The following is a 21864-nucleotide window of genomic DNA, read 5'->3' as shown; positions in this document are numbered from 1 at the left end:
TATGGCAAGGTTACGCGCCTATAAGTGATTGATATTTATGTTTACCATCGTTTTATACCAACCGGAAATCCCCCCGAACACGGGCAACATCATCCGCCTGTGCGCCAATACCGGCGCGGATTTGCACCTTGTCAAACCGCTCGGCTTCCCATTGGATTCCGCCAAAATGAAACGCGCCGGGCTCGACTACCACGAGTTCGCCAGCCTGACGGTGCACGAAAACTTCGACGGCTGCCTCAAGGCACTCGCAGGCAGGCGCATTTTCGCCCTGACCACCAAAGGCACGGCACGCCCCGATGAAACCGCGTTTCAAAAAGGCGACGTTTTATTGTTCGGACCGGAAACGCGCGGACTGCCTGCCGACATTCTCGACAGCCTGCCCGCCGCGCAAAAAATCCGCCTGCCCATGCAGCCCGGCAGCCGGAGTATGAACCTTTCCAATACCGTTGCCGTGATTCTCTTTGAAGCATGGCGGCAACACGGTTACTCAGGCGGCGTTTGAACGCAAGTTCATGCCGCCTGAAAACCTATCCGGACACGTTCCGAACCACTGTCCGCACTGTACGGCGGTTCGGAACGTATCCGGCGGGCATGATGCCCATTCGTCTTCAACTCAAGAACGGAACACGTTTTGACTTTAACCCGAAAAACCCTTTTCCTCCTCACGGCCGCATTCGGCATACATTCCTTTCAGACGGCATCCGCCGACGCAGTGGTCAAAGCAGAAAAACTGCACGCCTCCGCCAACCGCAGCTACAAAGTAGCCGGCAAACGCTACACGCCGATAAACCAAGTTGCCGCATTTACACAAACTGGCAACGCCTCATGGTATGGCGGCAGATTTCACGGCCGCAAAACTTCCGGCGGGGAACGATACGACATGAACGCCTTCACCGCCGCACACAAAACACTGCCCATTCCCAGCTACGTCCGCGTAACCAATACCCGTAACGGGAAAAGCGTCGTCGTCCGCATCAACGACCGCGGCCCCTTCCACAGCAACCGCATCATCGACGTATCTAAAGCGGCGGCCCAACAATTGGGCTTTGTCAGCCAAGGTACGGCACATGTCAAAATCGAACAGATTGTCCCGGGCAAATCCTCACCGACTGCCGAAAACAAAGACATCTTCATCGACTTGAAATCCTTCGGTACGGAACGCGAAGCACAGGCATATCTGAACCATGCCGCCCAAAACCTGGCTTCATCGGCATCAAACCCGAACCTATCGGTTGAAAAACGCCATTACGAATATGTCGTCAAAATGGGACCGTTTTCCTCGCAGGAACGTGCCGCCGAAGCCGAAGCTCAGGCACGCGGTATGATTCAGACGGCATTGACCGCCGGCTGATGTCCCGCCTTTACGTCCTTCAAACACCACCAGATACTTCGCAGGAGCAAAACATGAACTTCAAACGCCTTCTCTTGACCGCCGCTGCAACCGCACTGCTGGGTATTTCCGCCCCCGCACTCGCCCACCACGACGGACACGGCGATGACGACCATGGACACGCCGCACACCAACACAACAAACAAGACAAAATCATCAGCCGCGCCCAAGCCGAAAAAGCAGCGTTGGCGCGTGTCGGCGGCAAAATCACCGACATCGATCTCGAACACGACGACGGCCGTCCGCACTATGATGTCGAAATCGTCAAAAACGGACAGGAATACAAAGTCGTTGTCGATGCCCGTACCGGCCGCGTGATTTCCTCCCGCCGCGACGACTGAATTTGATACAATCCGTGCCGTCTGAAGCCCGAACCGGTTTCAGACGGCATTTTGCACCCGACACTTCAGGATTCGGCACACATGATCAGCAGACTGACCGGCAAACTGGTTGAAAAAAACCCTCCGCAAATCGTCATCGATGTCAACGGTGTCGGCTATGAGGCCGACGTATCCATGCAGACCTTCTACAACCTGCCGCCATTGGGCGAAACCGTACAGGTTTTCACCCAACTCGTCGTCCGTGAGGACGCACACCTGCTCTTCGGTTTTGCCACTGCGGAAGAACGCAAAACATTCCGCCAACTGATCAAGGTCGGCGGCATCGGTGCGAAAACGGCTTTGGGCATTTTATCGGCAATGACTGCCGACGAACTGGCGCGGGCGGTTGCCGAAGAAGATGTGAAACGCCTGTCTTCTGCTCCGGGAATCGGCAAAAAAACCGCCGAACGCATGGTTTTGGAACTGCGCGGCAAGCTGGTCGCGCATACGGTAACGGACGGGCTGTTTGCCGCTGCACCCGCCGCCGACGAAACGGAAGACATCGTCAGCACGCTGCTTGCGCTGGGTTACAGCGAACGCGAAGCAAAAGCGGCGGTCAAAGGCGTTCCGAAGGGGACGGACGTGGGCGAAGGCGTGCGCCTCGCCTTAAAAAACCTGCTGAAATAATGCCGTCTGAAGGCGGCGCGGCGTTTGCCCTGCCGAAACCCTGCGTTTCCGCCCCGCGCTGTCTTCCCGACGGCTTTTCCCGTAAAATGGCGTTATTGTCCTTCCTTTCAGACGGCATTGTGTTTGATGCCGTCTGAAACTGTTTTACCGAAATCGAAAACAATGTTGAACAAAATCTTTTCTTGGTTCGAATCCCGAATCGACCCCTATCCCGAAGCCGCCCCGAAAACGCCTGAAAAAGGGCTGTGGCGGTTTATCTGGAGCAACATCAGGGGCTTGCGCAAATGGATTGCCGTTTTGGCGGCATTTACCGCAGGCATCGGCATCATGGAAGCCCTGCTGTTTCAATTTATGGGCAAAGTCGTGGACTGGCTCGGCAAATACACGCCCGCGACCCTGTTTGCCGAAAAAGGCTGGGCGTTGACGACGATGGCGGCGATGATGGTGTTTTTCGCCCTCTGGACCTTCCTCGCGTCCAACGTGCGCCTGCAAACCCTACAAGGCGTGTTCCCCATGCGCCTGCGCTGGAACTTCCATCGCCTGATGCTGGGACAGAGCCTGGGCTTCTATCAGGACGAATTTGCAGGACGCGTGTCCGCCAAAGTCATGCAGACCGCACTGGCACTACGCGACGTGGTGATGACGGTTGCCGACATGGTCGTGTATGTGCTGGTGTATTTCATTACTTCCGGCGTGATTCTGATTTCGTTCGACGGCTGGCTGCTGCTGCCCTTTATCGGCTGGATGATTGGATTCGCCCTGATTATGCGTTTCCTGATTCCCAAGCTCGGCAAAACCGCCGCGCGTCAAGCGGATGCGCGCTCGCTGATGACCGGCCGCATTACCGACGCCTATTCCAACATCACCACCGTCAAACTTTTCTCCCACGGCGCGCGCGAAGCGGCCTACGCCAAGCAGTCGATGGAAGAATTTATGGTGACGGTACACGCCCAAATGCGTTTGGCAACGCTGCTGCACACCTGCAGCTTCATCGTCAACAGCTCGCTGACCGCCGGTACGACCGCGTTGGGCATCTGGCTTTGGTATCACGGGCAAGTCGGCGTCGGCGCGGTTGCCACCGCCACCGCGATGGCGTTGCGCGTCAACGGTTTGTCGCAATACATCATGTGGGAATCCGCCCGATTGTTTGAAAACATCGGCACCGTCGGCGACGGCATGGCAACCCTGTCCAAACCGCACACCATCCTCGACAAGCCCAAAGCCCTGCCGTTGAAAGTGTCGCAAGGCGAAATCAAGTTCGAACACGTCGATTTCTCCTACGAAGCAGGCAAACCGCTGCTCAACGGCTTCAACCTGACCATTCGCCCGGGCGAAAAAGTCGGCTTGATCGGACGCAGCGGCGCGGGCAAATCCACCATCGTCAACCTGCTTTTGCGCTTCTACGAACCGCAAAGCGGCACGATTTCGATCGACGGACAAACCGTGGACAGCGTGACCCAAGAAAGCCTGCGCGCCCAAATCGGTTTGGTCACGCAAGACACCTCGCTGCTGCACCGTTCCGTGCGCGACAACATCGTTTATGGCCGCCCCGATGCAACTGATGCCGAAATGATCTCCGCCGCCGAACGCGCCGAAGCCGCCGATTTCATCCCCAACCTTTCCGACGCCAAAGGACGGCGCGGCTATGACGCGCACGTCGGCGAACGCGGCGTGAAACTCTCCGGCGGTCAACGCCAGCGCATCGCCATCGCCCGCGTCATGCTCAAAGATGCGCCGATTCTGCTGCTCGATGAAGCCACCAGCGCGCTTGACTCCGAAGTCGAAGCCGCCATCCAAGAAAGCCTCGACAAAATGATGGACGGCAAAACCGTCATCGCCATCGCCCACCGCCTCTCCACCATCGCCGCGATGGACAGGCTCATCGTCTTGGACAAAGGCCGCATCATTGAAGAAGGCAGCCACACCGAGTTGCTCGAGAAACAAGGCCTGTATGCCAAACTTTGGGCGCACCAAAGTGGCGGCTTCTTGAGTGAACATGTCGAGTGGGAAAACAATTAAACGCTTGGAAAGAAGATAAAAGGCCGTCTGAAAAAAAACAATAATTTAGATCGTGCTTAATTTGATGTCATGAATTAAAATGGTCATGTAATTCAACGATAATTTACGCTAACTTTAGAAAGACAATATGAAACGATCTATCAAATATTTGAGTATGGCTGTATTTGCACTTGCAGCGAATGCATGGGCAGGAAGTGCGGAAGAAGAGTTGCTGAATGCATTTGTAAAATGTGATGCATCTATGTTTGATATCTTGAAAAACAAGCAGGAGCAATTGAGTAAATATGCTCCGATTGAGAAAGTAGGAAAGACTGCACGTTTTCAGTTAGGTAGTGCCGATGAAGATGGGAAAAGACAGGTTATCTTCAATAAACCGATAATAGTAAACGGCATACATTTTAGTAGTTTTTCGGCAGAATATTCGGAACTGCCGGTTAATGAGACGGGTAAAAATCCTGTCTTTTATTTCTGGGGGTTCGAGCTTAAAAAAGCTCAGGCTGCTGATGTGGTAGCAAAGTTCCCTCAATGGGGATTGAAACCGATGGGAGAGGATTTTGTGACTTCTCCGCAAATTATTATTAATAGTCATAAGTCTTTGCGTTGGCAGCCAAATATGCAAGCAACGTCTGGTTCGATACCTGCAAAAAATACAGTAGAAAAATCGCTGATATTGGAAGAGAGTGACGGTAAAACTTCTCTCATCTGTACTATTCAGGGTTATCCGAATGATAAACTGATTCGTCGTGAACGACTTGATCTAATCGGGGGAAAGTAAAATGAAAAAGTTAGCTGTTTTTTTAATGACAATTTGTTTACCAATCTCAGTATTTGCTGATAAGCCAAGATTTTTGCCAATGCTGGATGGTGCTCAGAGTCGTGTTTATGCAGATATGGAAAGTATCAAGAATCATCCTCACAACCCAAATTTGTTAGTATATGATGTGATAACTAATTTTGATGATACGAATAAAAATTTGGCAGGTACTTCCATGATAGAGAAGCACTATCTGGATTGTCTGAACAGGATTGATATTATGAATCCGGAGCCGGCAAAACTATACAGTCGTCATTTCGGGAAAGGGAAATTATTGCATGAGATCCCAATGGAATCTGAACGGTTTGAAATGAAAGAGATTTCGACGATGAGTATTCTATCTGCTACTGTGTGTAGTGTCGGCGGCCATGATTTTGGCGGTAATCCGAATGCTTTAGAAGATATGGGAAAAGCGTTGGATAAAATGGAGCAAAAGAAAGGTCGGAAAAGATAAATCTCAAGGCCGTCTGAAAACATTTTCAGACGGCCTTCCCGTTCCCCTACCCGTCAAAACCATGACCGATACCGCCCAAATCATCACCAGCTACGGCCGCCGCTACATCGTGCGTACGCCAGACGGCAAAACCTACGAAGCCAGCACGCGCAAAAAGCGGGTCGATTTCGCCTGCGGCGACCGCGTGCATATCCAAAACATTAACGCCGAACAGGCCGTCATCGAAGACTACCTGCCGCGCGAAAGCCTGCTCTACCGCCAAGACGCTTGGAAAACCAAACTTATCGCCGCCAACGTCAGCCAGCTCCTTATCGTTACCGCCGCCGTTCCCTCGCCCAGCGAAGCCCTGTTGCAACGCGCCCTCCTTGCCGCCGAAGCCGCGGGCATCCAAGCCGTCATCGTCCTGAACAAAGCCGACCTGCCCGAAACCGCCCTCTGGCGCGAAAAACTCAAATTCTACGAAACGCTCGGTTATCCCATCATCGAAACCCGCGCGCTAGAAAACGCCGACATCCTGCGCCCCGTCCTGCAAGGGCATAGCAACATCCTGCTCGGACAAAGCGGCATGGGTAAATCCACCCTGACCAACGCCCTCTTGGGCAACCAAACCGCCCGCACTGGCGACATTTCCACCGCGCTCGATTCCGGCAAACACACCACCACCCACGCCCAGCTTTACGATTTAAACGAAGAAACCCAATTAATCGACTCCCCGGGTTTGCAAGAATTCGGCCTGCACCACCTCGAAGCCGCCGACCTACTGCAATACTTCCCCGACCTGAGCCATCTCGTCGGGCAATGCCGCTTCCACAACTGCACCCACCGCGCCGAACCCGGCTGCGCCGTCAAAGCCGCCGCGCAAACCGGTAAAATTCGCACCGAACGGCTGACCTTCCTGCAACGTATTACCGACGATCTGCTCAAATAACCTCTTGCCGTTTGCAGGACAAAAACCATGCCGTCTGAAATCCTGCTGTTTCAGACGGCATCCGGTTTTCAGAAATGCTACAATTCCATTTTTACAGAAACTCCCGACACCATGAAGAAAATTACCCCGAAATCGTTTGAAGAGGCCCTGTCGCGCCTTGAATCACTGACCCAGTCCATGCAGGGGGAAATGCCCTTGGAAGACGCGCTTGCCGCCTATCAGGAAGGCAACGAACTGGTCAGATACTGCCAAACCAAGTTGGCCCAAGTCGAACAAAAACTACAGGTTTTAGACACAGATGGGCTGAAGGAGTTAAACCTTGAATCCGGCGAATGATTTGAAAGCGTGGCAACAGAGGGCGCAGGCGCAAACAGAGCTGCTGCTGGAACGGTTTTTGCCGTCTGAGGGGGAAATACCGCACACACTGCACGAAGCGATGCGTTATGCGGCTTTGGACGGGGGCAAACGTCTGCGGCCGATGCTGGTTCTGGCAGCTTCGGAATTGGGCGAAGCCGTGCATGAAGCAGTAGAACAGGCAATGGCAGCAATCGAAATGATCCATGCCTATTCGTTGGTTCACGACGATATGCCGGCAATGGACAACGACAGCCTGCGTCGGGGCAAACCGACCTGCCATGTGAAATATGGCGAAGCAACCGCACTACTGGTCGGCGATGCTTTACAGACCCAAGCCTTCGACGTGTTGAGTCGTCCGACAGAACTGCCCGCCGCACGCCAGCTGGCAATGTTGTCAGTTTTGGCAAAAGCAGGCGGAAGCAGGGGCATGGCGGGCGGTCAGGCAATCGATTTGGCCAATGTCGGCAAGCAGATGGCCCAAACCGATTTGGAACAGATGCACAGCCTGAAAACAGGGGCGTTGATTCGTGCCGCAGTTTTATTGGGAGCGATGTCTTGCCCGAATCTGTCTGAAAACAGTCTGGCGGTATTGGATGATTATGCGGCAAAACTGGGGCTGGCGTTCCAAGTCATCGACGATGTGTTGGACTGCGAGGCAGACACGGTGACTTTGGGCAAGACGGCGGGCAAAGACGCAGACAACGACAAGCCGACTTATGTGAAACTGATGGGCTTGGAAGCGGCGCGCTCATACGCGCACAAACTGGTTGCCGAAGCGGTCGCGCTGCTCGAACCGTTCGGCAATAAGGCATTACGGCTCAGGCAGCTTGCCGAATTTACGATTGCGCGCACATACTGAGCAGACTCGGATATGCCGTCTGAACAAGGCTTCAGACGGCATTATTGTTACCCTATTCCCTGTTGCGCGTATGCCAGAAATACCGCCACACAAAACATGGAAACGCAAAAATCAGGTACAGACAGACGACTGTGGCGTAAAACTCCCAACCCTGATCGTGTACCGATCCTGCACGGGATTCAAGAATATAGGCAAGAATGGCGGTCAGTGCGAAACCTGCCGCCAGCTCGATCAGGTGATGTCCGAAATGTTTGCGCTTGAGCGGAACAATACCGAACAGCCTGACCGTAAGAAACGGAGCATTGGCAAAAATTAAGGCAAGCAGCAAGAGTGTGTACATAGATGCGGTCATAATCTTCTTTCTCCGCTTTCAGACGGCATAGCCGTTTCCCATGCCGTCTGAAATACGGCGGTAACCTTAAATAAAACGGCAACCTCTGATACGGCTGCCGTGATGATACCGAATATTACAGCGTATTTTCCAGCGCCTTGGCACACCAGTCGATAACGGTTTGCGGCATGATACCCCACAGGAGCAGCAGGAAGGCATTGACCGTCAGGACAAATTTGGCGGCATAGTTGCTGCCGACCGGCTGGTCATGGTCAGGCGCATCGAAGTAGATAACTTTGACCACGCGCAGGTAGTAGAACGCACCAATCAGCGACATGATGACGGCAAATACGGACAACCAAACATGGCCTTGTTTCAAGAGTGCCATAATCACGCCGAATTTGGCGTAAAAACCCATCAGCGGCGGAATGCCTGCCATGGAGAACATAGACAGCAACATCAGGAAGGCAAACCATGCATGGCGTTGGTTAAGGCCTGCAAGGTCTTTGATGTTTTCACATTCAATGTCTTTGGTGGACAATACCATCAAGACACCGAAGCTGACTGCCGCCATCACAGCATAGGTAATGGCGTAATACAAACCTGCGGTAAAGCCGACCGCGCCTGCCATAAACGCCAACAGGATAAAGCCCATGTGCGATACGGTGGAATAGGCAAGCATACGTTTGATATTGGTTTGCATGATGGCGGCAAGGTTACCGACCACCAAAGAAGCGACGGCAAGAATGGCCAACATCGGCGCCCAGTCTGAATGTATGGTACCCATACCGGTAACAAGGATACGGAACGCAAAGACGACAGCGGCAATTTTCGGAGCCGTACCCACAAAGGCGGTAATAGAGGTCGGCGCGCCATCGTACACGTCGGGTACCCACATATGAAATGGAACCGCACCCAGTTTAAATGCAATGGCGACCACAATAAACACCATACCCAATTTCAACAACCATTCATTAGCCTGCTCATTGAAAGCGGAAGCCAAGACGGAAGCAAAATCAAGGGAACCGGTGGAGCCGTAAACCATAGAAATGCCATAGAGCAGCAAACCGGAGGCCAACGCGCCCAATACGAAGTATTTCAGCGCAGCCTCGGCAGAGCGGCCGGAATCTCGGCGCAGGGCAATCATGGCATACAGCGACAAAGACAACAATTCCAAACCGATATACGCAGTCAGGAAATGTGCCGAGCTGACCATGACGCTCATACCCAACAGGGCAAACAGCGACAGGGTGTAAAACTCGCCTTTAAAGATTTGGCGGTCTTGGTTGTACGGTTTACTGTAAATAAACAGACCAAACGTCAGTGCATACAGCACCAGTTTTGCCAAACGGGACATGCCGTCTGCAATATACATACCGTGAAAGGCATCGACACTGCCCTGCTCCCATACCACCAATTGGGTGACGGCTACGACAATAACCGTTCCCAAACTCATCAGATGGGTCAAATAGCGGTTTTTATCGCAAATCCACAAGTCTGCCAGCAATACGACACCCAATAGCGCAAGCAGCACGATTTCGGGCATGGCGGGCATTAAATTCAAATCAGACCAGTTCATTTACACACCTCACATCTTGCTTTGTGCCACATGGGCAATCAAATCGTTTGCCGCTTGATGTACCACTTCGATAAATGCTTGCGGATACAGACCCATGCCCAAAACAGCAATCGCCAAAATCGCCAAAATCGCAAATTCGCGGCAATTGATGTCTTTCATTTCGGCAACGTGCGGATTGTGGATCGCACCAAAAATAACGCGTTTGTACATCCACAGGGTATAAGACGCGCCATAAATCAGCGTCATAGCCGCCAGCGCGCCCACCCAGAAATTCACTTTGACCGCGCCCATAATCACCATAAACTCGCCCACGAAGCCGGAAGTTGCAGGCAGACCGGCATTGGCCATACCGAACAACATCATAAACGCCGCAAACTTGGGCATCACGTTCACCACGCCGCCGTAATCGGCGATATTGCGCGTGTGCAGGCGGTCGTACATCACGCCGATACACATAAACATCGCCGCCGACACGAAGCCGTGCGAAATCATCTGAATGACCGCGCCTTTCAATGCCCAGTCATTCAGTTGGCCGTCAACAAACAAAAACATCCCAAGCGTTACAAAACCCATATGGCTGATGGACGAATACGCCACCAGTTTCTTCATATCGGTTTGCACCAGGGCCACCATACCGATGTAAATCACGGCAATCAGGCTCAATACGATGATTACGGGGGCAAAATAGCGTGCCGCATCCGGCATAATCGGCAGGATAAAGCGCAAGAAACCATACGCACCCAGTTTCAGCGTAATTGCCGCCAACACCATCGAACCGCCGGTCGGCGCTTCAACGTGGGCATCCGGCAGCCAAGTGTGTACGGGGAACATCGGCACTTTCACGGCAAACGACAGGAAGAACGCCGCAAACAAAAGCTGTTGCACGCCCAACGGAATCTGTTTGATGTTTTGAAAATCGACAATAGAGAAGCTGCCTGTCTGATAGTACAGGTAAACCATGGCAACCAGCATCAAAAGCGAACCCATCAGCGTATAGAGGAAGAGCTTGACCGACGCATAGACGCGGCGCGGACCGCCCCATACACCAATAATCAGGTACAGCGGAATCAGCATACCCTCGAAGAACACATAAAACAGAATCGCATCCTGCGCGGCAAACGCACCGTTAATCAAACCCGACATCATCAGGAATGCCGCCATATACTGCGCCGGACGTTTCTGAATGACTTCCCAACCGGCCAATACCACCAACAGCGTAATAAACGCATTTAAGATGATAAAGAGCACTGAAATACCGTCCACGCCCAATGCGTAGTTGATTTTCAGAAGCGGAATCCACTCGTGGAACTCGGTAAATTGATAGCCGCCGCTCAAACGGTCGAAACCGGTAAACAGGGGCAGCGTTACCAAGAAACCGGCAAGCGCACCCATGAAGGCAAGCACACGCGCCAGCGGCGCACGGCTGTCCTTCCCGGTCGCCAAAACCAGCACACCTGCGGCGATGGGTATCCATATTGCCAAGCTGAGTAGGTAGTTGGGAAACATAGTGGTTAACCTGTGGTTAAAATAAAAATATCGTTGTGCGGGTTGGTTTGTCAGACGACATTTTAAGAGGCCGTCTGAAGCCTCATCCTTATCTGAACAATCCCCAGAAGGTCATACTGAGCAAGACCAATACGCCGAATACCATAGCGGCGGCGTAAGTGTAGATAAAGCCGGTTTGGGCTTTGCGCACTTGCGCGGCAACCGCGCCGACCAGTTTGGCGGAGCCGTTGACGATACCGTTGTCGATAATGGCGGTATCGCCGACTTTCCAGAAGAAAGTGCCTAATGCGCGCGTGCCTTTGGCGAAAACGTTGAAATACAGGGCATCGAGGTAGTATTTGTTTTCAAACAAAACGTAAACCGGACGGAACGCCTGAGCGATTTTGGCGGGCAGGTGCGGCAGTTTGACGTACAAAAGCCATGCGCTCAATACGCCTGCGATTGCGAGGTAGAGGACGGGCGAATGCAGGCTGTGCGACACCATCGCCAATGCTCCGTGGAACTCTTCTTTCATGATGTGCATGGTCGGATGCGCGTCGGCGTTGACAAAAATCACGTCTTTGAAGAAATCGCCGTAGAGCATGGGTTCGATGGCGATGTAGCCGATGATGACGGACGGAATGGCAAGCAGAATCAGCGGCAGGGTAACGACCAGCGGGCTTTCGTGCGGATTGTCGTTTTTGCCCAAACCGTGATGTTCTTCGCCATGGCCGTCTGAATGGTGTTCGGGCAGGCTGCGCCATTTCTCTTCGCCGTGGAACACCATAAAGTATTGGCGGAAAGCGTAAAACGCGGTAACGAACACGCTGGCGAGAACGGCGAAATAGGCAAAGCCGCTGCCCGGCAGGGTGCTGTATTTCGCTGCTTCGATAATCGAATCTTTGGAATAGAAGCCTGAGAAGAACGGCGTACCGATCAGCGACAAATTGCCGATCAGCATGGTCAGCCAAGTAATCGGCATGTATTTTTTCAGGTTGCCCATATGGCGCATATCTTGATCGTGGTGCATACCGATAATCGCACTGCCCGCCGCCAAGAACAACAAGGCTTTAAAGAAAGCGTGGGTCATCACATGGAACATCGCCACGGAATAGGCAGATGCGCCCAGAGCCACGGTCATGTAGCCCAGTTGCGACAGGGTAGAATACGCAACCACACGTTTGATGTCGTTTTGAATCACGCCCAAGAAACCCATAAACAGGGCAGTAATCGCGCCGATCACCATGATGACAGATAGCGCGGTGCTGCTCATTTCGTAAATCGGCGACATACGCGATACCATAAACAGACCGGCGGTAACCATGGTTGCGGCGTGAATCAATGCAGAAATCGGTGTCGGGCCTTCCATCGAATCAGGCAGCCAAACGTGCAGCGGGAATTGAGCCGATTTACCCATCGCACCGACAAACAAGAGCAAACAGGTTACGGTAATCAAAGACCATTCCACACCGGGGAACAATTGGATAGTGGCATTTTGTACGTTGGGCAGATAAGCGAATACATCTTGATAGCGCAGGCTGCCGCCGAAATAGGCAAGCACCAAGCCGATACCGAGCAAAAAGCCGAAGTCGCCGACGCGGTTGATCAAAAAGGCTTTCAGGTTGGCAAAAATCGCGCTCGGACGTTTGAAATAGAAACCGATCAAGAGATACGACACCAAGCCCACCGCTTCCCAACCGAAGAAGAGCTGGATGAAGTTGTTGCTCATAATCAGCATCAACATGCTGAATGTAAACAAAGAAATATAGCTGAAGAAGCGTTGGTAGCCGACTTTTTCATCGTGCATATAGCCGATGGTATAGATATGCACCATCAACGACACGCCCGTTACCACGACCATCATCATCGCCGTCATCGTATCGACCAAGAAGCCGACGGAAAAATCCAAACCGCCCATCGTCAGCCAGGTATAGACGTTCTCGTCAAACTTGGCGCGGCTGCCGTCGATAAAGCCCCACAGCACATAAGCCGACAACACGGCGGACACCGCCACGCCGAGTATCGTAACCGTATGCGCGCCGGCACGTCCGATTTTATTGCCGAACAAACCCGCAATCAGCGAGCCTGCCAAAGGCACGAGGGCAATGATGAGATATAAAGTCATGTCGTTCATTTGATTGAATCCGATTGATTTAAAAATCTATGTTTGTTTCGTACAAAATTACTTCGGAAAAACAAATCCAACACGCTCCAATCGTTTGCGTGCCACAGCTAATTGCTCTTCAGTAAATAAATCACACCACGGCTTTTGTAACACCAGATATTCCATACTGTATTTCAAGGCGTGGACTCCGCCACCACTCAAAATTAGCTCTGTAAAACCGGTCTGAGTCTTCTTCTCTCCCGTACTCAATAATTTATCCGCCGCCTCTTTACCACCAAATTCATTTACCATTTTCAAAAATCTAGTTGCCTTATAAGGTGGTTTAAATTTTAGAGTCTCCTCATAAAGATTCAGCATGGCTTCATGAAATTCTTGTTCTAACTGATTTTTATCCATCATTCTTCTTTCAATATTTCAGTCTCGTAGGTCGGATTCTCGAATCCGACAAATCTGCCTGTTTCCCCAAAATGTCGGATACAAGTATCCGACCTACCGCTTAAGGTCGTCTGAAGCCGTTTTTCAGACGACCTTTACCCTTTCTTATACCCTTCGTAATAATACGACTGCTCGATTCCTTTAAAGATGATTTCGCAGTTGTCCACATCATCGGTCAGGTTGTCCTTCAATAGAAAGCGCAGTTCTAAATCGTTGACGGAGCTGCGTTCCATCGCCTGCAAATACAGAGTTTTGCTTACATTTTGCCAGTTTACGACTTTTTTCAGGTTTTTCTTCAGCACCAAGTCCAGCCAGATGCGGGTGCTTCTGCCATTACCCTCCAAAAACGGATGGGCAATGTTCATTTCAACATATTTGGCGATGATTTCTTCAAAAGTCCGCTCGGGCATCTGCTCGATTTTAACCAAAGCTTCTTTCAGATACATGGCGTTGGCAAAACGGAAACCGCCTTTGGAAATGTTGTCTTCCCTGATTTGACCCGCAAAATCATATAAGCCGCCGAACAGGTAACGGTGAATCTGTTGCAGACCCGCGGTGGTACCGACTTCGATACGGTCGATATCGCCGCTTTCAAACAGGCGGCGGGCATTGTGCAGGCTTTGTTCGTCTATGGACTTCATCGTTTTTCCTATCGGGTTTTCAGACGGCATCGGCGCCTTGTCGGGCCTCGACCAAACCTACCTTTATTACCCTTTCAACTCGTCCAAATCGGCAACATTAATCGTTTGTCGGTTGCGGTACACCAGCACCATAATCGCCAAACCGATGGCGGATTCGGCAGCGGCAACGGTCAGTACGAAAAATACGAAAATCTGTCCGGCAGTATCGCCCAAATATTGGGAGAAGGCGATAAAGTTGAAGTTCACCGCCAAAAGCATCAGCTCGATGGACATCAGCAATACCAGCACGTTTTTGCGGTTCATAAAGATACCCATTGCGCTGATACCGAACAGGAGCGCGCCCAATACCAGATAATGCGTCAAGGTAATCATGCTTTGCCCTCCCCTTCCGGCTTGAGGTCGTCTGAAACTTCGCTTTCTTCAGCAGATTCGGTTTGCGGTTTGACCGCTTCCATTTTCACCAAGCGCATACGGCCTTGATCGGCACGTACTTTAACTTGGTCGGCAGGATCCATACGTTTCGGATTAACCGTTTTACGGTGAACCAGCGCAATCGCGGCCACCATACCCAACAGCAGCAATACCGCCGCCAATTCAAACGGCAGCAGATAATCGGTATAAATACGGCTGCCCAAATCGCGGATATTGTTGTAATCGGCAGGAATGTCTTTCATCAGACCAAATGCGGCCAGGTCGGTTTTCGGGTTGACCAAAATCAGGATCAGGGCAACCGCCAACAATGTGCCGACCACACCGGCAACAGGCGCATGACGCCAAAAACCGGCGCGCATGGCTTCGATATCGATGTTCAGCATCATCACGACGAACAGGAACAACACCATCACTGCGCCGACATACACGACCACCAACGTCACACCCAAAAACTCTGCCTGCATCAGCATCCAAATCATCGCGCTCACGCAGAAGGTCAGCACCAAATGCAAAGCGGCATGTACAGGGTTTTTAGCGGTGACGGTACGAACCGCACCGTACAAAACGATGGCGGCAAGGATATAGAACAGAATCGCGGAAAAAGTCATTCGTCTGCTCCTTAACGATACGGCGCGTCAGCGGCTTTGCGTTTGGCGATTTCGGCTTCGTATTTGTCGCCGATTGCCAAGAGGATTGGCTTGGTCATGTGCAAGTCGCCTTTTTTCTCGCCGTGGTATTCAAAAATATGGGTTTCCACAATCGCATCGGTCGGGCAGGCTTCTTCGCAGAAACCGCAGAAGATGCATTTGGTCAGGTCGATGTCGTAACGTTTGGTGCGGCGCGTGCCGTCTTCGCGTTCTTCCGATTCGATGTTGATCGCCATTGCCGGACAAACCGCCTCGCACAATTTGCACGCGATGCAGCGTTCCTCGCCGTTCGGATAACGGCGTTGCGCGTGCAAACCCCTGAAACGCACGGATTGCGGCGTTTTCTCTTCGGGGAAATAAATCGTGTCTTTGCGGGCGAAAAAGTTTTTGAGCGTTACGCCCAAGCCTTTTACCAATTCGCCAAGCAGAAAGGTTTTTACTAAGTTAGCCATATTATTCAACCCATTATCTCAGGGAATATTTTGAGGGCTTCAAGCCGTCTGAAAACCGGTTATTTTAAAAACGAAACGTTGAAATCCGTTTCACCGCGTTCATCTTCGCGCATATGCACATTGTAATGGCGCACCTGACCGCAAGCCTGAACTGTCCACACTTCCTCGGACTGTATCCGCCCTTCCACACGTTTGACATCGCTGATTTTTGCATCGATGGCTTTGATGTTTTGGCATAAGAAAACAGTACTTTCCCATTGCTTGATGACCTTCGCGACATCATTGCGCAAAACATTGTCGCCGCCGAACGCGGTACTTTGACCGCCGTATTGGATATCGCCGACAAAGGCGCACGATGCCAAGATGGCGGAAGACAATATTGCTGCATATCTCTTCATTTGCTTCATCCTTTCAAAAGCCGCATCTGAATCAAAGTTTTCAGACGGCCTATTTCCACAAATTCAGCGGTGAAATCATCCACACGCCCAAAATCACGATGTAGGCGAAGCCGATCGGAATCAGCACTTTCCAGCCCAAACGCATGATTTGGTCGTAACGGTAGCGCGGGAAGGTTGCACGGATCCACAGATACCAGTACAGAACCGCCGCCATTTTCACAAACATCCAGAAGGCGGAAGGCGTACCGATAAAGCCCCAACTTTGCGGGAACGGAGACAACCAGCCGCCGAGGAACATTAACGATGTCAGCGCGGCAATCAGAATCATGAAAATGTATTCGGCAAGGAAGAACAGCGCGAATGCAAAGCCGGAGTATTCAACGTGGTGACCGGCAACGATTTCAGACTCGCCCTCTGCCACGTCAAACGGTGCGCGGTTGGTTTCGGCAACGGCGGAAATCAGATAGACGATGAAGATGGGGAAGAGCGGCAGCCAGTTCCAAGAGAATACCGAACCGCCGGCAATACCTTTGGCCTGTGCGGCAACGATGTCGGAGAAGTTCATACTGCCCGATACCATCACGACACATACCAGCGCGGCACTCATGGCAATCTCGTAGGAAATGCTTTGTGCGGAAGCACGCATTGCGCCCAAGAACGAATATTTGGAGTTGGAAGCCCAGCCCGCGATAATCACGCCGTAAACCGACAGCGAGGTAATCATCAGGATATACAAAAGACCGATATTGATGTTGGTCAGCACCCATTCTTCGTTGAACGGAATCACTGCCCACGCCGCGAAAGACGGGGCGAGCGACATAATCGGACCGATGTAGAACAGGGCTTTGTTTGACAGCTTCGGACGGGTAACTTCTTTAAACAAGAGTTTGAACACGTCGGCAAACGGCTGAATCAGACCCCACGGACCGGTTACGTTCGGGCCGACACGAAGCTGCATAAAGCCGATGACTTTACGTTCGAAATATGTCAGGTAGGCAACGGTCAGAATCAGCGGAATCAGGATAATCACGATTTTGACGATGACGGATACCACCAAACCTACGGTGATACCCAAATCGCCCAGACCGAGCGTTGCGGCAAAGAGGTTTTGGAACCATTCTTGCATGATCAAGCTCCCGCCAGTTCAATAGTGTCCATCAACGCACCCAGCGCAGCATTTTCGGTATGCAGCGGCAGATGCACCACGTTTTCAGGCAATCCAGCATCGGCTTTAACCATCACAGACACGCCTGCGCCGTTTTGTTTGACGATGGCGGTTTGTCCGTCTTGCAGACCTAAGCGTGCCAATGTGTTTGGATTTACACGCGCGGCAGGCACAGCGGCATGGACGGTTGCCTGCAACGGTGCGGAACGGCGCACGATAGAATCAGTGTGATAAATACCGACGCCGCCGACACGGACGAGGCGGTCTGAGGCCGTCTGAACGCCCTCCTCTGTCCATGTGCTGCGGTTGTCCAGTTTGGACGGCAGGCTTTCTGCATCCAGCGCGTCTTTCAGAATCGCAGCGGTATCGTGGTATTCAAAACCTTTCAGGTCAAACAGGTTGCCCAATACGCGCAACACTTTCCACAACGGACGCGAATCGCCGAAGCCTTGTACCACGCCGTGGAAAGATTGCAGACGGCCTTCCATATTGATGAAGCTGCCTGAGGTTTCGGTAAACGGCGCAATCGGCAACAACACGTCGCACACGTCCAGCAGCGTTTCGCTGACAAACGGCGTAAACGCCATCACGCTTTTCGCCTGTTTCAACGCGGCTACGGCTTTTGCACCGTCAACCGTATCGATTTCAGGCTCGACGTTGAGCAGCAAGACTGCCTGTTTCGGCGCGTTTGCCATTTCGGCAACGCTCTCGCCCGAGTTCACACCCAAAACATCCGCACCGACGCTGTTGGCGGCTTGAGGCAAAATGCCCAGCACTGCGCCAGTCGCATCTGCCAGCTCTTGCGCGGCGGCATAAATAGCGGCGTAATCAGGATGGTTTTGCACTTCCGCGCCCAAAATCACTGCTGCTTTTTCAGCGTTTTTCAGGCTGGCGGTAACGGCGTGTTCCGCATTCGCAGACAGGTTTTTCAGACGGTCTGCCCACTCGTCGGGATGTGCGGCTTCTTGAGACAGAAGCGGCATAAACAATTCTTCTTTACTGCTGGCCAATACGCTCAAGGCCATACGGTCTTTGGCGGCGCGGCGCAGGCGGGCGGTCAGGAGCGGCTGTTCTTTGCGCAAGTTCGCGCCGACCACCAATACGGCATCGTTGTCCGCCAGCGATTCAATACTTTGCCCCAACCATTGCGCACCCTTAATGCCGTCTGAAAGACGTTTGTCCAGTTGGCGCAGGCGGGTGGCAAAATTTTTAACGCCCAGTCCGTCGGCGAATTTCTTCGCTAAATACAGCTCTTCAACCGTATTCATCGGATTGGCCCAAACGCCGACTTGGTTTTGGTTGCCGTCTTTGGCGATACATTCAATCGCGCTGCGGACATATTCCAACGCGGTTTTCCAATCCACGTCCATCCACTCGCCGCCCTGTTTGATTTTTGGGTTTTTCAGACGGCTTTCGTGATACAGGCCTTCGTAGGCGAAACGGTCGCGGTCGGACAGCCAACATTCGTTGATGGCTTCGTTTTCCAGCGGCAACACGCGGCGGACGGTATGGTCTTTGGTCTGCACAATCAGGTTGCTGCCCAAAGCGTCATGGGCGGAAACGGATTTGCGGCGGTTCAATTCCCAAGTACGCGCGTTGAAGCGGAACGGTTTGCTGGTCAATGCGCCGACAGGACACAAATCGATGACGTTGCCCGACAATTCGGTTTCCACTGCTTTGCCGATAAAAGGCATGATCTCGGAATGTTCGCCGCGGTTGGCCATAGCGATTTCTTGCAAACCGGCGATTTCTTCAGTGAAACGAACGCAACGGGTACAGTGGATACAACGGCTCATTTCCTCGGCGGAAACCAAAGGCCCCATGTCTTTGCCGACGACGGAACGTTTTTCTTCGGTATAACGGCTGGTGGTTTTGCCATAGCCCATCGCCAAATCCTGCAACTGGCATTCGCCGCCTTGGTCGCAGGTCGGACAATCAAGCGGATGGTTGATGAGCAGGAACTCCATCACGCCTTCTTGCGCCTCTCGGGCTTTTGCCGAATGCGTACGCACAATCATGCCGTCTGTAACCGGCGTGGCACAGGCAGGCAGAGGTTTGGGGGCTTTTTCCACGTCCACCAAACACATACGGCAGTTGGCGGCGATGGAAAGTTTTTTGTGGTAACAGAAATGCGGGATATAAGTACCGAGCTTGTGCGCGGCTTCAATCACCGTCGCGCCCTGCTCCACAGATACCTGTTTGCCGTCGATTTCGATTTGTAACATGGTTCGTTCCTAGTTACGGGTATTTGATAAATCATTCTTTTAGAGGCCGTCTGAAAACTTAGCACCACTTATTCGGTTTCATAGGTCCGCCGTGTTCGATGTAATGCACAAACTCATCACGGAAATGCTTGGTAAAGCTGCGGACAGGGAAGACGGCGGCATCGGCGAGGGCGCAGATGGTGCGGCCTGCCATTTGGTTGCCGACAGAATCCAACAAATCCAAGTCTTCCATACGGCCTTTGCCTTCTACGATGCGGTGGACGATGCGGTAGAGCCAGCCCGTACCTTCTCGGCAAGGCGTACATTGGCCGCAAGACTCGTCATAGTAGAAGTAGCTCAGGCGTTCAAGGGCTTTCACCATGCACACGTCTTCGTCCATGACGATAATCGCGCCGGAACCCAGCATCGAGCCTGCTTTGGAAATCGAGTCATAGTCCATATTGGTCTGCATCATGATATCAGCAGGCAATACAGGCGCGGACGAACCGCCAGGAATAACAGCTTTAAGTTTTTTACCGCCGCGCATACCGCCCGCCATTTTCAAGACTTCGGCAAACGGCGTGCCCAACGGCACTTCATAGTTGCCCGGACGCTCGACGTGGCCGGAAATACAGAACAATTTGGTACCGCCTGCATTCGGAATACCTTTATCGGCAAACGCCTGTCCGCCGTCACGGATAATGAAGGGAACGGAGGAGAACGTTTCGGTATTGTTGATGGTAGTCGGTTTGCCGTACAGGCCGAACGAAGCAGGGAATGGCGGTTTAAAGCGAGGCTGGCCTTTTTTGCCTTCCAACGATTCGAGCAATGCGGTTTCTTCGCCGCAAATATATGCGCCGTAGCCGTGGTGGGCGAAGAGTTCAAATTCAAAATCCGAACCCAAAATATTTTTACCCAAAAAGCCTGCGGCACGCGCCTGCTCCAAAGCGGCTTCAAAGCGTTGATAACCTTCGAAAATTTCGCCGTGAATGTAGTTGTAGCCCGCTTTCGCACCCATCGCGTAACCGGCGATAATCATGCCTTCAATCAGAGCATGGGGGTTGAACATGATGATGTCGCGGTCTTTGAACGTACCCGGTTCGCCTTCGTCGGTATTGCAGACGACGTATTTTTCGCCCGGGAAGGAACGGGGCATAAAGCTCCATTTCAAACCGGTCGGGAAGCCCGCACCGCCGCGCCCGCGCAAGCCGGAGGTTTTGACTTCGTCAATCACATCGGTTTGCGAGATGTTTTCGGACAGGATTTTACGCAGGGCGGTATAACCGCCGCGTTTGACGTATTCGTCCAATGTCCAGCAGTCGGGATTGGCGGTATCCACTTGGTCAAAAATCACGCCTGATTGGTAAATAGCCATTTTTGGTGTGCCTGTTTGTTTTCGTATCGGTTGCGGCTGCCTGCCGTCTCAATGTTCCTGATGCCGTCTGAAACGGTTTGTCTGTTTTCAGACGGCATTTTCCTGTCTTCGTTTAATCTGAACCAAACCTGCGTTTGTTCTTCCCGTCATCAATCAAAATTACCATCCGCCGCATTTGTCTTCACACGGAATGCCGTCGCCATCGCCGTCCATCTTGGTATCGGAACAGTTCCTTACAAACCATTTGGCTTCTTCGCACGAAGTCATTTGTGAGCAATGTTGCCTGCCGTCGCAACGGTATGGGCTGCTGTCGGGCTGCTGCCGTTTTATTTCGGGCAATACTTGCGTTTTAACCGGCGTATTTTCCTGTTTCGGAGTCAGCTTCTCTGACGCATATTGGTACGCCTCATAGCCGATTACCGAAACAAGCAGTAAACCGACCAACAAAGACAGCACAACCTGAACAATCGAAGTGGGAGATTCCTCGTCTTTTCGATGTTTCTTGCGGTATCCGGGAGAAACTGCACGCTCCCGATTCAGATAACGTATCTGTTTTGCAGAAAATCTTCCCTTGCCGTCTGAAACCACTTCAAAACCGACCGCCTCGTTAATCTCAGGACGCGGGTTTCTTGGGGAAAAGTCGGAAATATGGCAGAAGATTTCTTTGTTACCGCCGTCTATCCGTATAAAACCATAACCTTTTTCGTCATCCCATTTAACAATTACCCCCCTCATCAACCACTCCTTTTTTATTGTTACTTTTTAAA

26 protein-coding genes are annotated in these 21864 nt (G+C 52.1%); 11 read left to right on the top strand and 15 right to left on the bottom strand.

Translation table 11 applies throughout. From position 1 onward, the window contains the following. The first annotated feature begins 37 nt into the window (after window positions 1–37). The 11 genes from trmL to Q9J80_RS08220 all read left to right on the top strand — a co-directional run bounded on the left by trmL (window position 38) and on the right by Q9J80_RS08220 (window position 7828). Window positions 38–502: a tRNA (uridine(34)/cytosine(34)/5-carboxymethylaminomethyluridine(34)-2'-O)-methyltransferase TrmL gene (trmL, locus tag Q9J80_RS08270; protein WP_301673975.1), complete on the top strand. Its 465-nt coding sequence runs from the start codon at window positions 38–40 to the stop codon at window positions 500–502. A 129-nt stretch (window positions 503–631) separates the two neighbouring features. Then, entirely contained in the window at window positions 632–1351 is a 720-nt protein-coding gene (locus Q9J80_RS08265) for a septal ring lytic transglycosylase RlpA family protein (protein WP_301673976.1), read from the top strand. 53 nt (window positions 1352–1404) lie between these two features. After that, window positions 1405–1731, top strand: coding sequence for a PepSY domain-containing protein (locus Q9J80_RS08260; protein WP_115110324.1), 327 nt, complete (start codon window positions 1405–1407; stop codon window positions 1729–1731). 81 nt (window positions 1732–1812) lie between these two features. Continuing rightward, entirely contained in the window at window positions 1813–2397 is a 585-nt protein-coding gene (ruvA, locus tag Q9J80_RS08255) for a Holliday junction branch migration protein RuvA (protein WP_304671507.1), read from the top strand. Then, window positions 2397–2534, top strand: coding sequence for a hypothetical protein (locus Q9J80_RS08250; RefSeq protein WP_101115934.1), 138 nt, complete (start codon window positions 2397–2399; stop codon window positions 2532–2534). The genes ruvA and Q9J80_RS08250 overlap by 1 nt, the downstream gene beginning before the upstream one ends. 25 nt (window positions 2535–2559) lie before the next feature. Continuing rightward, complete coding sequence (locus Q9J80_RS08245) at window positions 2560–4416, top strand: ABC transporter ATP-binding protein (RefSeq protein ID WP_301674015.1); 1857 nt, start codon at window positions 2560–2562, stop codon at window positions 4414–4416. A 127-nt stretch (window positions 4417–4543) separates the two neighbouring features. Next, window positions 4544–5191: a hypothetical protein gene (locus Q9J80_RS08240; RefSeq protein WP_128582410.1), complete on the top strand. Its 648-nt coding sequence runs from the start codon at window positions 4544–4546 to the stop codon at window positions 5189–5191. Between the two features lies 1 nt (window position 5192). Beyond that, a complete protein-coding gene (locus Q9J80_RS08235) occupies window positions 5193–5684 on the top strand; it encodes a surface-adhesin E family protein (RefSeq protein WP_301669436.1) in 492 nt (163 codons plus the stop codon). 61 nt (window positions 5685–5745) lie between these two features. Further along, window positions 5746–6612 carry a ribosome small subunit-dependent GTPase A gene (gene rsgA, locus Q9J80_RS08230; RefSeq protein ID WP_304671504.1) on the top strand — a complete coding sequence of 289 codons (867 nt, stop codon included), beginning with the start codon at window positions 5746–5748 and terminating at the stop codon, window positions 6610–6612. A 27-nt stretch (window positions 6613–6639) separates the two neighbouring features. Continuing rightward, window positions 6640–6948 (top strand): exodeoxyribonuclease VII small subunit, encoded by a 309-nt coding sequence (locus Q9J80_RS08225; RefSeq protein ID WP_369415227.1) that lies wholly within the window; start codon window positions 6640–6642, stop codon window positions 6946–6948. Then, window positions 6932–7828 (top strand): polyprenyl synthetase family protein, encoded by an 897-nt coding sequence (locus Q9J80_RS08220; protein ID WP_304671503.1) that lies wholly within the window; start codon window positions 6932–6934, stop codon window positions 7826–7828. The genes Q9J80_RS08225 and Q9J80_RS08220 overlap by 17 nt, the downstream gene beginning before the upstream one ends. A gap of 52 nt (window positions 7829–7880) precedes the next feature. On the opposite strand, the gene Q9J80_RS08215 is transcribed toward Q9J80_RS08220, so the two are convergent. The 15 genes from Q9J80_RS08215 to Q9J80_RS08145 all read right to left on the bottom strand — a co-directional run bounded on the left by Q9J80_RS08215 (window position 7881) and on the right by Q9J80_RS08145 (window position 21832). Next, the gene (locus Q9J80_RS08215) at window positions 7881–8180 is read right to left on the bottom strand and encodes a DUF2818 family protein (RefSeq protein WP_003676976.1); all 300 of its coding nucleotides are present in this window, start codon (window positions 8178–8180) and stop codon (window positions 7881–7883) included. 115 nt (window positions 8181–8295) lie between these two features. After that, the gene (gene nuoN / locus Q9J80_RS08210) at window positions 8296–9738 is read right to left on the bottom strand and encodes an NADH-quinone oxidoreductase subunit NuoN (RefSeq protein WP_304671502.1); all 1443 of its coding nucleotides are present in this window, start codon (window positions 9736–9738) and stop codon (window positions 8296–8298) included. A 9-nt stretch (window positions 9739–9747) separates the two neighbouring features. Then, window positions 9748–11244 (bottom strand): NADH-quinone oxidoreductase subunit M, encoded by a 1497-nt coding sequence (locus Q9J80_RS08205; RefSeq protein ID WP_304671501.1) that lies wholly within the window; start codon window positions 11242–11244, stop codon window positions 9748–9750. A gap of 88 nt (window positions 11245–11332) precedes the next feature. Beyond that, complete coding sequence (nuoL, locus tag Q9J80_RS08200) at window positions 11333–13357, bottom strand: NADH-quinone oxidoreductase subunit L (protein ID WP_301673981.1); 2025 nt, start codon at window positions 13355–13357, stop codon at window positions 11333–11335. 48 nt (window positions 13358–13405) lie between these two features. After that, entirely contained in the window at window positions 13406–13747 is a 342-nt protein-coding gene (locus Q9J80_RS08195; protein ID WP_301673982.1) for a hypothetical protein, read from the bottom strand. Window positions 13748–13878: 131 nt separating this feature from the next. Continuing rightward, complete coding sequence (fic, locus tag Q9J80_RS08190) at window positions 13879–14454, bottom strand: protein adenylyltransferase Fic (RefSeq protein ID WP_301673983.1); 576 nt, start codon at window positions 14452–14454, stop codon at window positions 13879–13881. Between the two features lie 36 nt (window positions 14455–14490). Further along, on the bottom strand, window positions 14491–14796 hold the full coding sequence (nuoK, locus tag Q9J80_RS08185; RefSeq protein ID WP_004519135.1) for an NADH-quinone oxidoreductase subunit NuoK: 306 nt from the start codon (window positions 14794–14796) through the stop codon (window positions 14491–14493). After that, window positions 14793–15464 (bottom strand): NADH-quinone oxidoreductase subunit J, encoded by a 672-nt coding sequence (locus tag Q9J80_RS08180; protein WP_301673984.1) that lies wholly within the window; start codon window positions 15462–15464, stop codon window positions 14793–14795. Before Q9J80_RS08180 ends, nuoK begins: the two co-directional genes overlap by 4 nt. Window positions 15465–15475: 11 nt before the next feature. Next, window positions 15476–15955 carry an NADH-quinone oxidoreductase subunit NuoI gene (gene nuoI, locus Q9J80_RS08175; RefSeq protein ID WP_002218650.1) on the bottom strand — a complete coding sequence of 160 codons (480 nt, stop codon included), beginning with the start codon at window positions 15953–15955 and terminating at the stop codon, window positions 15476–15478. Window positions 15956–16014: 59 nt separating this feature from the next. After that, window positions 16015–16353 (bottom strand): hypothetical protein, encoded by a 339-nt coding sequence (locus Q9J80_RS08170; protein ID WP_301673985.1) that lies wholly within the window; start codon window positions 16351–16353, stop codon window positions 16015–16017. 49 nt (window positions 16354–16402) lie between these two features. Further along, entirely contained in the window at window positions 16403–17479 is a 1077-nt protein-coding gene (gene nuoH / locus Q9J80_RS08165; protein ID WP_002216340.1) for an NADH-quinone oxidoreductase subunit NuoH, read from the bottom strand. Window positions 17480–17481: 2 nt separating this feature from the next. Beyond that, on the bottom strand, window positions 17482–19743 hold the full coding sequence (nuoG, locus tag Q9J80_RS08160) for an NADH-quinone oxidoreductase subunit NuoG (protein ID WP_304672780.1): 2262 nt from the start codon (window positions 19741–19743) through the stop codon (window positions 17482–17484). A 58-nt stretch (window positions 19744–19801) separates the two neighbouring features. Continuing rightward, a complete protein-coding gene (gene nuoF / locus Q9J80_RS08155) occupies window positions 19802–21097 on the bottom strand; it encodes an NADH-quinone oxidoreductase subunit NuoF (protein ID WP_003686543.1) in 1296 nt (431 codons plus the stop codon). Then, window positions 21073–21195 (bottom strand): hypothetical protein, encoded by a 123-nt coding sequence (locus Q9J80_RS08150; RefSeq protein ID WP_003708125.1) that lies wholly within the window; start codon window positions 21193–21195, stop codon window positions 21073–21075. Before Q9J80_RS08150 ends, nuoF begins: the two co-directional genes overlap by 25 nt. A gap of 61 nt (window positions 21196–21256) precedes the next feature. After that, window positions 21257–21832, bottom strand: a complete 576-nt coding sequence (locus tag Q9J80_RS08145) for an excalibur calcium-binding domain-containing protein (RefSeq protein ID WP_304671497.1) — start codon at window positions 21830–21832, stop codon at window positions 21257–21259. Window positions 21833–21864 lie beyond the last annotated feature (32 nt).

Origin of the sequence: Neisseria blantyrii, from assembly GCF_962747855.1 — a bacterium.
Classification (GTDB): domain Bacteria; phylum Pseudomonadota; class Gammaproteobacteria; order Burkholderiales; family Neisseriaceae; genus Neisseria; species Neisseria viridiae.
This window is presented reverse-complemented; position numbering and strand designations above follow the sequence as displayed.

Excerpts from the sequence above, each read along its gene's own strand:
- trmL (WP_301673975.1), top strand. The coding sequence starts at position 38 with ATGTTTACCATCGTTTTATACCAACCGGAAATCCCCCCGAACACGGGC.
- Q9J80_RS08260 (WP_115110324.1), top strand. The coding sequence starts at position 1,405 with ATGAACTTCAAACGCCTTCTCTTGACCGCCGCTGCAACCGCACTGCTG.
- ruvA (WP_304671507.1), top strand. The coding sequence starts at position 1,813 with ATGATCAGCAGACTGACCGGCAAACTGGTTGAAAAAAACCCTCCGCAA.
- Q9J80_RS08250 (WP_101115934.1), top strand. The coding sequence starts at position 2,397 with ATGCCGTCTGAAGGCGGCGCGGCGTTTGCCCTGCCGAAACCCTGCGTT.
- Q9J80_RS08245 (WP_301674015.1), top strand. The coding sequence starts at position 2,560 with ATGTTGAACAAAATCTTTTCTTGGTTCGAATCCCGAATCGACCCCTAT.
- Q9J80_RS08240 (WP_128582410.1), top strand. The coding sequence starts at position 4,544 with ATGAAACGATCTATCAAATATTTGAGTATGGCTGTATTTGCACTTGCA.
- Q9J80_RS08235 (WP_301669436.1), top strand. The coding sequence starts at position 5,193 with ATGAAAAAGTTAGCTGTTTTTTTAATGACAATTTGTTTACCAATCTCA.
- rsgA (WP_304671504.1), top strand. The coding sequence starts at position 5,746 with ATGACCGATACCGCCCAAATCATCACCAGCTACGGCCGCCGCTACATC.
- Q9J80_RS08225 (WP_369415227.1), top strand. The coding sequence starts at position 6,640 with ATGCCGTCTGAAATCCTGCTGTTTCAGACGGCATCCGGTTTTCAGAAA.
- Q9J80_RS08215 (WP_003676976.1), bottom strand. The coding sequence starts at position 8,180 with ATGACCGCATCTATGTACACACTCTTGCTGCTTGCCTTAATTTTTGCC.
- nuoN (WP_304671502.1), bottom strand. The coding sequence starts at position 9,738 with ATGAACTGGTCTGATTTGAATTTAATGCCCGCCATGCCCGAAATCGTG.
- Q9J80_RS08205 (WP_304671501.1), bottom strand. The coding sequence starts at position 11,244 with ATGTTTCCCAACTACCTACTCAGCTTGGCAATATGGATACCCATCGCC.
- nuoL (WP_301673981.1), bottom strand. The coding sequence starts at position 13,357 with ATGAACGACATGACTTTATATCTCATCATTGCCCTCGTGCCTTTGGCA.
- Q9J80_RS08195 (WP_301673982.1), bottom strand. The coding sequence starts at position 13,747 with ATGATGGATAAAAATCAGTTAGAACAAGAATTTCATGAAGCCATGCTG.
- fic (WP_301673983.1), bottom strand. The coding sequence starts at position 14,454 with ATGCCGTCTGAAAACCCGATAGGAAAAACGATGAAGTCCATAGACGAA.
- nuoK (WP_004519135.1), bottom strand. The coding sequence starts at position 14,796 with ATGATTACCTTGACGCATTATCTGGTATTGGGCGCGCTCCTGTTCGGT.
- Q9J80_RS08180 (WP_301673984.1), bottom strand. The coding sequence starts at position 15,464 with ATGACTTTTTCCGCGATTCTGTTCTATATCCTTGCCGCCATCGTTTTG.
- nuoI (WP_002218650.1), bottom strand. The coding sequence starts at position 15,955 with ATGGCTAACTTAGTAAAAACCTTTCTGCTTGGCGAATTGGTAAAAGGC.
- Q9J80_RS08170 (WP_301673985.1), bottom strand. The coding sequence starts at position 16,353 with ATGAAGAGATATGCAGCAATATTGTCTTCCGCCATCTTGGCATCGTGC.
- nuoH (WP_002216340.1), bottom strand. The coding sequence starts at position 17,479 with ATGCAAGAATGGTTCCAAAACCTCTTTGCCGCAACGCTCGGTCTGGGC.
- nuoG (WP_304672780.1), bottom strand. The coding sequence starts at position 19,743 with ATGTTACAAATCGAAATCGACGGCAAACAGGTATCTGTGGAGCAGGGC.
- nuoF (WP_003686543.1), bottom strand. The coding sequence starts at position 21,097 with ATGGCTATTTACCAATCAGGCGTGATTTTTGACCAAGTGGATACCGCC.
- Q9J80_RS08150 (WP_003708125.1), bottom strand. The coding sequence starts at position 21,195 with ATGCCGTCTGAAAACAGACAAACCGTTTCAGACGGCATCAGGAACATT.
- Q9J80_RS08145 (WP_304671497.1), bottom strand. The coding sequence starts at position 21,832 with ATGAGGGGGGTAATTGTTAAATGGGATGACGAAAAAGGTTATGGTTTT.